This window comes from Alteromonas sp. KUL42 (assembly GCF_006538325.1).
GTDB lineage: Bacteria > Pseudomonadota > Gammaproteobacteria > Enterobacterales > Alteromonadaceae > Alteromonas.
This window is the reverse complement of record NZ_BJKK01000009.1, coordinates 125,506-137,578: the sequence shown is the minus strand read 5'-3', so window position 1 is coordinate 137,578 and position 12,073 is coordinate 125,506. Positions and strand designations below refer to the sequence as shown.

At 43.4% G+C, this 12,073-nt stretch carries 12 protein-coding genes and 1 pseudogene; 11 read left to right on the top strand and 2 right to left on the bottom strand.

All coding sequences use genetic code 11. From position 1 onward, the window contains the following. The first annotated feature begins 80 nt into the window (after nt 1-80). The 4 genes from EYR97_RS13510 to EYR97_RS22435 all read left to right on the top strand — a co-directional run bounded on the left by EYR97_RS13510 (nt 81) and on the right by EYR97_RS22435 (nt 1,456). Nucleotides 81-464 (top strand): MerR family transcriptional regulator, encoded by a 384-nt coding sequence (locus EYR97_RS13510; RefSeq protein WP_014951206.1) that lies wholly within the window; start codon nt 81-83, stop codon nt 462-464. A gap of 77 nt (nt 465-541) precedes the next feature. Then, nucleotides 542-886, top strand: coding sequence for a mercuric transporter MerT family protein (locus tag EYR97_RS13505; protein WP_014951207.1), 345 nt, complete (start codon nt 542-544; stop codon nt 884-886). 32 nt (nt 887-918) lie between these two features. After that, entirely contained in the window at nt 919-1,194 is a 276-nt protein-coding gene (gene merP / locus EYR97_RS13500) for a mercury resistance system periplasmic binding protein MerP (RefSeq protein WP_014951208.1), read from the top strand. A 49-nt stretch (nt 1,195-1,243) separates the two neighbouring features. After that, entirely contained in the window at nt 1,244-1,456 is a 213-nt protein-coding gene (locus EYR97_RS22435; protein ID WP_080589192.1) for a GDCCVxC domain-containing (seleno)protein, read from the top strand. Nucleotides 1,457-1,486: 30 nt separating this feature from the next. Here the strand turns inward: EYR97_RS22435 and EYR97_RS13490 are convergent, their stop codons facing one another. Further along, nucleotides 1,487-3,007, bottom strand: a complete 1,521-nt coding sequence (locus tag EYR97_RS13490; RefSeq protein WP_024016316.1) for an ISNCY family transposase — start codon at nt 3,005-3,007, stop codon at nt 1,487-1,489. Between the two features lie 327 nt (nt 3,008-3,334). Further along, nucleotides 3,335-3,757 (bottom strand): Cd(II)/Pb(II)-responsive transcriptional regulator, encoded by a 423-nt coding sequence (gene cadR, locus EYR97_RS13485; RefSeq protein ID WP_014951210.1) that lies wholly within the window; start codon nt 3,755-3,757, stop codon nt 3,335-3,337. 79 nt (nt 3,758-3,836) lie between these two features. Here cadR and EYR97_RS13480 point away from each other — a divergent pair, with 79 nt between their 5' ends. From EYR97_RS13480 to EYR97_RS13450, 7 genes and pseudogenes are all read left to right on the top strand, one after another. Next, nucleotides 3,837-4,463, top strand: coding sequence for a cation transporter (locus EYR97_RS13480; protein WP_014951211.1), 627 nt, complete (start codon nt 3,837-3,839; stop codon nt 4,461-4,463). After that, nucleotides 4,460-4,825 carry a DUF3703 domain-containing protein gene (locus EYR97_RS13475; RefSeq protein ID WP_014951212.1) on the top strand — a complete coding sequence of 122 codons (366 nt, stop codon included), beginning with the start codon at nt 4,460-4,462 and terminating at the stop codon, nt 4,823-4,825. The genes EYR97_RS13480 and EYR97_RS13475 overlap by 4 nt, the downstream gene beginning before the upstream one ends. Next, nucleotides 4,812-5,712: pseudogene (locus EYR97_RS13470) on the top strand (cation diffusion facilitator family transporter). The gene EYR97_RS13475 and the pseudogene EYR97_RS13470 overlap by 14 nt, the downstream one beginning before the upstream one ends. A 19-nt stretch (nt 5,713-5,731) precedes the next feature. Then, nucleotides 5,732-6,124: a hypothetical protein gene (locus EYR97_RS13465; protein ID WP_131094914.1), complete on the top strand. Its 393-nt coding sequence runs from the start codon at nt 5,732-5,734 to the stop codon at nt 6,122-6,124. Between the two features lie 56 nt (nt 6,125-6,180). Further along, nucleotides 6,181-7,578 carry a TolC family protein gene (locus EYR97_RS13460; RefSeq protein WP_014951215.1) on the top strand — a complete coding sequence of 466 codons (1,398 nt, stop codon included), beginning with the start codon at nt 6,181-6,183 and terminating at the stop codon, nt 7,576-7,578. Further along, nucleotides 7,571-8,500, top strand: a complete 930-nt coding sequence (locus EYR97_RS13455) for an efflux RND transporter periplasmic adaptor subunit (protein WP_014951216.1) — start codon at nt 7,571-7,573, stop codon at nt 8,498-8,500. Before EYR97_RS13460 ends, EYR97_RS13455 begins: the two co-directional genes overlap by 8 nt. A 60-nt stretch (nt 8,501-8,560) precedes the next feature. Further along, nucleotides 8,561-11,668, top strand: coding sequence for an efflux RND transporter permease subunit (locus EYR97_RS13450; RefSeq protein WP_032096159.1), 3,108 nt, complete (start codon nt 8,561-8,563; stop codon nt 11,666-11,668). Nucleotides 11,669-12,073: the final 405 nt, after the last annotated feature.

The window sequence follows — 12,073 nt, the reverse complement described above, 5'->3', positions numbered from 1 at the left end:
ATGCAAATATTTCCTTTGAAGCATGAGTTAATTAGACGTTTTGTATATTATTGAATTAACCAGAATATTAAAGGTAGCCAATGTATACAATCAGTAAACTCGCCAAAGAGGCAAATGTTGGTGTAGAGACCGTTCGTTTCTATGAACGCAAAGGCTTACTTGAACAACCCATCAAACCGATACAGGGATACAGGCAATATACAGAACAAGCACTTTCAAGACTATTGTTCATAAAGCGTGCACAGTATTTAGGTTTTACATTGGCGGAAATATCATCATTATTAATATTAAGTGCTAGTAATTGTGAAGATGTTCAGCAACTCGCTGAGCAAAAGCTTGCAGTAATTGAAGATAAGTTAAGAGATTTGCTTAACCTTAAAGACAGCCTTGTCTCGCTCATTTCAGACTGTAAAACTAATCCAAGTGATAAAGATTGCCCAATCATTCAGTCACTTCAACCGTAAAATGACTCATCACTTGACTCCGTACCCATATACGGAGTTTATGCTGTGCTTAAAAGAACAGTGTAATAAACGTAAATATGGCAAAAAGTAGTCAACTATCAATCTTAGGCGGGCTTGCCGCAGCAATCGGTGCAAGTGCCTGCTGTGCCGGGCCTCTTGTTTTACTTTTATTGGGTATAAGTGGTTCATGGATTAGTCATTTAACACTCTTAGACCCTTATCGTCCTATTTTTATATTCGTGGTTGTAGTTTTATTTGGCTTTGCTGGGTGGAAGATACATCAGCCTGTTGAAAACTGTGCGGATGACGAGGCTTGTGCAGTCCCAAAGGTAAGAACACGACGAAAAGCAGTATTTTGGTTTACCACACTGTTGGCGTTTGTTTTTGTTACCAGCAACTACTGGATCATATGGGTCGTGTAGGTGCTACCACTTAACTCTAATTGGAGAGAAAAATGAAGAAGTTATTGATTACAACTTTATTGTTGATAAGCAGCACGGCGACGTTTGCAAAAGATGTAACTGTTACGTTAGAAGTTCCGTCTATGGATTGTGTAACGTGCCCGATAACAGTAGAAAAAGCACTTGAGCGCGTTAAAGGCGTTAAACAAGTGGAAGTGACATTTGAAAATAAACTTGCTGTTGTAACATTTGACGATGAGATAACAAATCCTGATGCACTAACAAAGGCTACAAAGAATGCTGGTTATCCTTCATTAGTGAAGTCGTAAGGCCGTCGCTAGTTGAACGATATTGAAACCCTCAGAGGAACACAAAACTATGGCGAAAATAGAACTCTCATCGACGATTACTTGCCCACATTGCGATTACAGCCAGCAAGAAGAAATGCCAACCACTGCATGCCAATTTTTTTATGAATGCACTAAATGTAAAACACTGCTAAAGCCTTTGAGCGGCGACTGCTGCGTTTATTGCTCATATGGAACAGTGAAGTGCCCTCCAATTCAAGAGGGCAACAGTTGTTGTAATTGAAAAGTAGTCAGTTAAACAACTGGCTATTTATTATGCTGATTCATGCAAAGCTAGTGATCTCTCAATTCTCAGTGCGGTTGTATTCATATCATTTCTCAACCACATACTGCGCACGCCATTTGGGCTAACATCAATGCCTAATGCTTCTGTTAGCTTATGTGCCACCTTCTGCTGACCAAGGTGAGGATGTTCAAGAGAGAACTCGATTACCGCTTTCTCGATTTCCATATCTACACAGTTTTTATGCCGTATGTTAGGCGTTTCTTGCCGTTTTAGCGCATCAGGGCCACCTCGCTTAACCATTCTTAAGTGCCGATGAATAGTGTCTCGTGAGACGCCACTTTGGCGTGATGCAGCACTGACGCTTCCGAGCTTTTCGATTAACGCTAATACTTCAAGTTTCTTCTGTACTGCCAAGTCTTCTGATGCCAGTTTGCTTGGCTCATTAACTTCCGAGATCTTCAGTTTGCGACCAGCGAAGTGAGCGGTAAACCCTTTTTTACTCGTGTTCCTTATCTCGATTTTCTGATTGGCAATGGAGTGCTTGAGCGGTGAATCAATGAGGTAGAATTTGTTGCCATAACTGAAGGTATGGTCGTTACGTATTTTACGATGGTCTTTAATGACGCAGATATCATCAAGGTTGATGTGTTTTGACAGAGGCGTAAATTCAGGTGCTTGCTTTGATTTCACTTGGACTTTCGACTGCCAGAACTGCGGAATGAAGACATGCTTAAGGTAAGCATTGGCAGCGGCGATATCGTTGATATTGTTCAACCTAAGTTCGGGCACCAACCTGTCTTGGAAGGTTTCGAACGCTCGTTCAACGCGCCCTTTACCTTGTGGGGAATTGGCAAAGATAATTTCAATGCCCAGCTCCTCACAAGCGCGTTGCATTTGTGAGAAGTTACAACGCTTAGGCCCACCATAGATTCCGGCTCTGTCCACATAAAGTGTTTTAAACACACCTTTCTTTTCAAGGCAGTCACGCATGACTTTCAAACATCCAACGGTGGTCTCTGATGGGAAGAATTCAGCATAAACTTCACTGGTGGCATCATCTATCATCGCAATGAGACAATGCTTTTTGTTACCAAACCAACGGTGCGGACTACCATCCATTTGCATCATTAAGCCCGGTGCGGCCATACGTTCTCTGCGTTTACGAACATGGCTACGACGACGCTTAGCTCGCTTTACATGATGAATATCGTGCGCCCAACCACGTAAGGTCTCACGCTTAACAACAATGTGTTCATTCTCAGCCAACTGCTCGGCTAAGTGCAGTAAATTCAAATCAAAATACTTATCCTTAATTAACGCTTGAACGGCTTTTTTTATCGAAATAGGCGTTTTATTCGGGGGTGATTTACCGCAATTACCATGCACCACAAACTGAATACCGACTTCTTGATAGCGTTTTATATAGCGTTCAATTGAACGTCGGGATTTATTGAGTAACTTGGTAGCATTGGCAATCGATATTTTACCTTCAACCACTTTAGCTATTATATCAACGGTGAGTTGAGCTTTAGAATCCATCACAATCATCCTCAACATGCCTTCTAGTATTCAAAAAACAAAACACTAACAGGCACATAAAAAAATGACCGACAGAATCGCTTGGTAATTAAGATACGACAAAGTCGCTTGGTGTTAACACGCTAAACTGGATTAGTCGTCACTTAACCTGACACTTTCAGAGATAGAGCTAGACCAAAATTGACAGTCTCTTGTGCACGTGAAGCAGACCTTGGCTCATTAAGATTTTAATGACACGAATGAGGTAATCAACGGTCATGCTACTAATAAAAATTGAATGGCTGCTTTAGCCGAATACCTATGACAAAGCTCCAACATAAAACTGATAATTCGAGACTAATTCTCCGTACTAGAAGAACACACTTCTGCAATGCTATCTAATTGATGCAATACCCCGCACTCTTTAACCTTCTTATCATGATCGCAAGCAGAACGAATTGAAATCAGTGTTTCTTGTAGTACTTTTAATTCAGCTATCCGATGTTCGATATCGTCAACATGCTTATCTATTGTAGTATTAACGTTTTCGCAGCTATTCTCTGGGTTTGCTCGGGTTTCCAGTACTAATTTAATTTCCTCGATTGTCATATCTAATGCGCGACATTGCTTTATAAACAATAACTGCTTCAGTGCATCTTCAGAGTAGCTTCGATAATTCGATGCCGTTCGCTCAGGTGCAGCCAATAGTGATTTACGCTCATAAAAACGAATTGTCTGAATACTTAACCCTGTCTTAGCTGCCAGAAGCCCAATTTTCATTTTAACTTGCCTAAAGCTTGACTCTATACCAAGTATAGAGTTTACACTCGCGTTATAGGTGAGTAAAGCGAGTGTTTTTATGAGTGGTTGTGGGTGCGAAATTGAGATAAAAGACCAAGAACAAAAGGCAGTTCTCTACTGGCTATTGGGCATCAATGCTGTGATGTTTATCATTGAAATGAGTGTAGGGTTACTCGCTGACTCAACAGCACTTATTGCAGACTCCCTTGATATGTTGGCTGACGCAGTCGTTTACGGTGTTGGTATATATGCAGTAGGGAAAACAATTGTTCACAAAGCCAATGCTGCAAAGGTAAGTGGATATTTTCAATTGGCATTAGGCCTATTAATTTTGTTTGACATAGCTCGTCGCGCAACCTTTGGAAGTGGGCCTGAATCTATGCTTATGATGGGCATGGGCGGTGTTGCACTTATCGCTAACGTTATATGTTTGGCGATAATCAGAAAACAAAAAAATGGCGAGGTGCATATGCGAGCAAGTTGGATATTCTCGGCAAACGACGTCATTGCAAACATAGGAGTGATATTGGCGGGTGTGATGGTTTATCTATTCGATACTCGTTGGCCTGATTTGGTCATAGGTTTTATTGTGTCTATCGTTGTGTTACGAGGCGCAGTCTTAATTCTAAAAGACGCCAGACAGGAATTCCGTGAAAACAGCTCGACGAATGGAGAGATCGTATGAATTTCACTCAAGCAGCAAAACCTTACATACTTCAAAAACTGAGCGCCGCGCATCAATCCCTTTCGAACAATGACAATAAAGCAGGATTTAAGGCCTTAGAGGATGCTCATGTCATCGGTCAGCACTCAACATACCACCACACACGAGTGCATTATGAAATGCTTAAATTTGGAATAGAACGCCGCGACCTTAAAGAGATATTTGGACAAATTTTTAGAATGCTAGGTGCGCTGACTAAAACTCCAATTGGCTTATTGCCTGAGGGCAATACTGGTGGGGCAAACGTGAGTCCATTCAAGTCAATGTCTATTTCACCCGAAAACAAAGCCATATTGGAAAAAATTAGAAATGCACAGTCATAACCATTCACACTCGCAAGAGAATTCAACCGACGCGTCTAAACGTATTGGATGGGCGTTTTTCTTAAATGTGGTGTTCACTGTTATTGAATTCATTGGTGGATGGCTTACCAACAGCACCGCTATTATGGCTGACGCAGTGCACGATTTGGGTGATAGTCTTTCCATTGGTACAGCGTGGGGATTAAACAAGCTTAGCGATAAAGATTCTAATCAAACATTCTCATACGGCTACAAAAGATTTTCCTTACTCGGTGCATTGATTAACGGTATTGTGCTGACGGTAGGCTCCATTTGGATATTGCTTGAAGCGATACCTCGTTTGGCTGAGCCTGAAATGCCCCAAGTTGAAGGGATGGTTTTATTGTCTATCTTTGGGATGGCAGTAAACGGCTTTGCGGCTTATAAACTGAGTGAGGGAGACTCATTAAATGAGCGAGTCCTCAACTGGCATTTGCTGGAAGATGTGCTTGGTTGGGTAGCAGTATTTATCGTGTCCATCGTCTTAATGTTTAAGCCTTGGCCTATTTTAGATCCAATCTTATCCATTGGCTTTACTTTGTTCATCCTTTTCAATGTGTTCCGCAATCTCAAAGAAACCCTAATGCTGTTTTTGCAAGCAACGCCCGATGAAGAACAGCTTTCAAAGATTCGAAGCGATTTACTGGCAAACGATAAGGTAAGTGATCTTCATCAGTTTTCATATTTGGTCTCTAGACGGTGAGCGTAACGTAATGACGGTCCATCTTGTTCTTGATGAAGATGTCAGTCTCGAGCACCTCCAATCACTCAAAGAAAACATACACAGTTCGTTAGAAAAGTATAAATTTGAACATACGACAGTTGAGCTGGAGTTTGCTAATGAACAATGTCGTGACGAAGTGAATTAGGCTTGGTAACCTTTCATACATGAAAAATCTAAAACGCATAAGTTACATCGTGATCTCGCTGATACTCTTTCAGTCGTTTTCTGCTGTGGCGAATTCGTTAGATTTTCATGCAATAGACATTCAGCACTTGCAACACGAGCATAAGCATTCTGAGCACGAGCAAGTGCAGTCTGAGCTGTCTGCCAATGAAACCAGTGATAAAGTAAGTACAGAGCACCACAATCCTGCTGATTGTCACCATTGCGGCCACTGCCATGGCACACATGCACAATGGGTCAGTCAGAGTCATATCAACAGTCTGAAAACAGTGGTTTCAGTCCACAATTTCAACTATTTAGATGCGGTAATTGACGCACCTATTAACCGCTTACTTCGCCCCCCAAAATTACTTCCTAGTACGTTTTTTCGATAGCACCGCGCTGATAACACTCGCGATGCTAAATATTGATAAATTATTAGGATATTCCAATGAAAATGTTTCCTATTTTCGGGCATGCATCTGCCATTGTGTGCAGTTGCATACTGGGCTTATTACTCAGTCCACCGACCGCTCATGCGGCGAAAACCAACAGATTTGTAGACAAAAGTGTCCAAGCGCCCATACGAGAAACGCTGACTCTTGAGGACGCTATTAGACTAACACTTGCCAATAATCCAAGTCTGTATGAGTTTAAATTTAAACAACGTGTTATAGACGGAGAGTCAAAAACGGCGGCGCTTAAACCCGCATTGAATGCAGGGGTTGAATTAGAGAACTTTTTGGGAACTGGCGAGGTTTCAGGTCTCAAAGAGCTTGAAGTTACCTTGACATTATCATCAGTGTTACAGCTCAATGATAAGCCAGCAGCAAGGTTGAATGTACTCTCTGAACGAAGAATACAGCAAGATGTTGAAAAGCGAATACTCACCTTAGATATCCTCGGTGAGCTTAATCGTCGTTACATCAAAGTACTCGTATTGCAGGCGAACTTAGACGTCATAAAAGATGCAGAGGCACTTGCACTTTATACATTGAATGCCGTAACGAAACGCGTTGAAGCAGGCGCGTCCCCCTTGTTAGAACAAAAACGTGCCCAAGCTGCGCTGGCCCAAGCAAAGCTCGATGTTAATCTAGCTCAACAGGACCTAACGTTTGCCTTGCGCAGTTTATCCATCATGTGGGGGGAGCAGGTACCGAGCTTTAAGCGTGTGGAAGGCGATCTTTTTGCTTTTAATAAGATTGAGTCGTTTGATGCGCTGGCAGTCGCAATCCAAAATAGCCCTCACATTGACCTATACGCTAAACAAAGCCGTGTGCAAGCGGCGCAGCTTCGTTTAGTGCAAGCGAATAACCGCGCTGATATTGAGTGGTCAGCGGGGCTTCGCAGAATGCAAGGTATTGATGAAACAGCACTGGTTGCCGGAGTAAGCGTTCCATTGTTTCAAAAAGAACGAAACCTTGGTGAATATGAAGCAAACAGGGCACGTCTTGACGCAATAGAGCAGCAAAGACAAAGCAACGTTCGAAGCCTATTACATTCAGTTAATCAAGCGTTAGGCGAACATACACGAGCATTGCTAGAGATTGACACACTTCAGCGCAAGGTGATTCCTCCGTTAAAGGGCGCGTTAGATTTAGTCGAGAACGCCTATTTGGAGGGCCGTTTCAGCTACTTGGAATGGGTAACTACTCGACAAGAATTTCTGACAACCCGGCTGACATTAATAGAGGCAGCGTCTCAAGTTCACTTAAGCAAAACAGAAATTGAAACACTCACAGGTCTCGCGCTGACGAATGAGCACAATGATGACTCATTTCACCCAAGTCACAAAAGCAATTGGCAGCAGTCATCTAACATTTCGATAAGAAGTCATGATTATGAATAAATTCACAATACAAAAAGTACTTATTTCTATCTTCACCCTTAGCCTTTATAGCCTAACCGCAATCGCAGGAGGTAAACACAGTGATGTAAGTTCCAGCGATCAAGACAATCACGCAGGTGAAGTCGTAAGAATGAGCAATGAAACAGCAATTCAGAATGGTATTTCTGCAACTCCCGTGCTCGCACGCGATATTGCGTTAACGAGTACGCTTTATGGGCGAATTAGTGCAGACCCCGCCTCATTAAGTCATATAAGAGCACGGTTTGACGGTGTTATTAAAGATGTAAAAGTCAACATTGGCGATTCCGTTAAGAAAGGTGATATTTTAGCGGTTGTTGAGTCCAATGAGAGTTTAAAAAGTTATTCCATCACGTCACCTTTTGATGGCAATGTGATTGCGCGACATGCGAATAATGGTGAGTTATCAAACGGGCAAGTACTTTTTTCGTTAGCTAACTATAAAAACGTATGGGCACAGCTGACCGTTTTTTCACAAATGCTTAGCAGCATCAAGGTTGGACAGTCAGTTGAACTAAGCCACGCAGGTTTCAACCAAACCTCCAAGATTGCATATATTACGCCTTCAGCTGATGGCAATCCACACTCTCTTGCCAATGTAGCTGTCGATAATAGTACTGGATATTGGCCACTCGGTACGCTGGTCAAAGCACAAGTTACGACGTCAACTAAGTCAGTAAGTCATTCGGTTCCTCTATCTTCTGTGCAAGAGTATGAAGCCAAACAAGTTGTTTTTGTGGTTGAGGGTGATGAGTATGCGCCCAGAGCGGTAGAGCTTGGTGTCTCAGATGGTCACTATATCGAGGTTATCAGTGGCCTTGAAGCAGGCGAACGCGTCGTGGCTTCCAATAGCTACATAATTAAAGCAGATTTGGAAAAATCGGAGGCAGGCCATGATCATTAATGCCTCACTACAACTGATATTTCCCTGTCAAATGGCGTGTAGTTCTAAGGGAGGTTTAAGATGCTAGTTTCCATTATTCGTACCGCAATCGAAAAGCGCGGTATTTTTCTGATGCTTTCCTTTTTGGTGATTGGATTAGGCCTATTCAGTTATCAAAAGCTGCCTATTGATGCCGTACCCGATATCACCAACGTTCAGGTACAAATCAACACACAAGCAGAAGGTTATTCACCGCTTGAAACTGAACAACGTATCACCTTTTTGGTAGAAAACGCTTTGGCAGGATTACCAAACTTGGACTACACACGTTCACTATCGCGCTATGGCTTATCACAAGTGACGGCCGTTTTTGAAGAAGGCACGGATCTCTATTTTGCCAGAAACCTCATAAACGAACGGCTAGGCATTATCAAAAGCCAATTGCCCGATGGTATTGAGCCTAAGATGGGGCCGATTGCCACAGGTTTGGGTGAAATTTACATGTACACGCTTAGCGCGAAGCCCGGCACAGTAACTGTCGATGGCAGAAAATTTGATGCAATGGCGCTTCGAGAGTTACACGATTGGGTGGTGAAACCTCAACTGGCCTTGGTGAAAGGGGTAACAGAGGTTAATGCTATTGGGGGGTTTACCAAACAGTATCATGTGAAGCCTAATCCTCAACTTATGCTTAATTACGGCGTTAGTACTGACGATTTATTGCGGGCATTAAATCGAAATAACGCTAATCAGGGCGCTGGGTACATTGAACGCAACGGCCAGCAAATACTAGTACGTTCACAAGCGAGACTTTCGAGCGTTGAGGACATCGGTAACGTGGTGGTAACGCTTACAAACCGATCTCCCGTCACGGTAAGTGACATTGCAGAGGTCGCCATCGGTAAGGAGCTTAGAACGGGCGCTGCAACACGAGAAGGTCAAGAGACGGTGTTGGGCACAGCTATGATGCTAATAGGCGAAAATAGCCGAGCTGTTGCGCTAGACGTGGCTGATAAAGTGGATGAAATCCAAGCAAGCCTGCCAGAGGGCGTAATTATCCAAAGTGTATACGATCGCACTACGCTCGTGGATAAAGCCATCAATACAGTACAAAAAAACCTTGTTGAAGGCGCACTACTCGTTATTGTTGTCTTATTTTTATTGCTGGGCAATATACGGGCAGCAATTATCACCGCCGCTGTCATCCCACTTGCCATGCTTGCCACAATAATAGGCATGGTACAAACGGGCGTTAGCGCGAACCTAATGAGCTTAGGTGCGTTAGACTTTGGACTGATTGTTGACGGAGCGGTTATTATCGTCGAGAACTGTATTAGGCGATTAAGTGAATCGCAGCGGCGAACGGGTGCAATACTGCCTCTTAAAGAACGGCTGGAAGTCGTATTTGAGGCAACGAATGAGGTGATACGCCCAAGTCTATTTGGCGTGATGATAATCACGATTGTGTACATTCCTATCTTTAGCTTAACAGGTGTCGAAGGGAAGATGTTTCACCCAATGGCGGCTACCGTAATATTGGCATTGCTAGCGGCAATGGTATTTTCAATCACCATTGTGCCCGCAGCTGTTGCTATGTTTATGTCAGGCAAAGTCAGTGAAAAAGCGAGTCCAATAATCACTGGGGCTAAATCAGTTTACCGCCCTGTACTGGAGTGGGCATTAAAATTACGATGGTTGGTAGTAGGTGCAGCAACATTACTCGTAGTTATCAGTGTTTGGTTTGGGATGCGCCTAGGTTCTGAATTTGTGCCGCAACTAGATGAGGGTGACATAGCCCTTCATGCAATGAGAGTGCCCGGCACAGGAATTGAACAAGCTGTCGATATGCAAAAACGGCTTGAACAGGTCATTATGCAATACCCACAGGTAAACACCGTATTTGCTAAAACGGGTACTGCTGAGGTGGCTACTGATGCTATGCCACCCAACGTCACTGACACTTTTGTAATGCTAAAACCAATTGATGAATGGCCAAACCCTGCATTATCGAAAACGGAATTTGTCGAGCAATTGGAGAGGGATCTTCAAAATGTACCCGGCAATAACTATGAGTTTACGCAACCTATACAGATGCGCTTTAACGAATTAATTAGTGGCGTTAGGGCAGATTTAGGGATCAAGATATATGGTGATGATCTGGATAAGCTGCGGGATTCAGCTGGTGATGTTTTATCCGTATTACAAGATATTCCGGGCGCTGCTGATGCACGAGTAGAACAAGTAGATGAGATCCCCATCTTCACGGTGAACCCGAAGCCTTATGCGCTGGCGCGTTACAACTTAGACGTAACTGACTTGCAAACGTGGTTAAGTGCATCAGTTGGCGGCAAAGAAGCTGGTTTGGTATTTGAAGGCGACAGACGCTTTGAGATTGTTGTTCGTTATCCTGAAGAGATTCGCAATGATTTAGAAGCGCTGGGAAATATACCCATCATGACCAATGATGGTGAGTATGTGCCAATCGCCGAGGTGGCTGAGCTTGAATATACCAATATACCCAGTCAAATAAGTCGAGAAAACGCAAAACGCCGTATCGTCGTCACAGCAAATGTGAGAGATCGTGATTTAGGCTCTTTTGTCAATGATGCTAAAGAGCAAATCGCAGCCAATGTGGCACTGCCGAGTGGTTATTGGATAAGTTATGGTGGAACGTTTGAGCAATTGGAAAGTGCAAGTCAACGACTGAGCTTGGTTGTGCCCGCAACGCTTTTCCTGATCCTTGCATTACTTGTGATTGCATTTGGCTCAGTCAAAGACGCCTTGATAATTTTCACAGGCGTCCCTTTGGCATTAACTGGCGGCATCTTTGCTCTTTGGATCAGAGATATGCCTCTTTCAATATCGGCAGGGATTGGTTTTATCGCGCTCTCTGGTATTGCTGTATTGAATGGTCTGGTAATGCTGTCTTTTATCAGGCAGAGGATGGAAGAGACTGGCGAGTTGGTAAACTCGATTATTGATGGTGCAATGACTCGCTTGCGGCCAGTGCTGATGACAGCGTTAGTGGCGAGTCTTGGTTTCGTGCCCATGGCGCTTAACGTAGGTACTGGCGCAGAGGTGCAGCGACCTCTGGCAACGGTGGTCATTGGTGGGATCATATCCTCTACCTTGTTAACTCTGGTTGTACTACCTGTACTCTATAGACTCGTTCACTATAAGGTGAATTAGCAGCACTGGGGCATTTGGGTTTATAAATCAATGCCCCGGATTTACTTACCCCCATGACGATCATTCGACTTCTTTTGACAAAATGGGGAGGTGGCTCGTAAATCGCTTTGTAATAAAAATTTGGAGTTGTAGGGTTGGTTATCAATTGTAATATTCAACATTCGGCTTTTGGAGGCGCATCCTGTGGACTATTGTGGTCTGAATAACTGCTTTATGCCACTGAAGAGTCAGTCAGAATAAAGCATATTAACTTCCGCTTATGGTAAATATCGGAATCAAGAGCAGAGAGCCCTGAACGTCTGCTGTTTGTCTGAAGCGGACCAGCGCATTGGTTGTGGTCAATGTCCGCTTTACTCATAGCCGACCTCTGTCCCCCAGAGTGCAAACTTCTACTTCACGTAAACA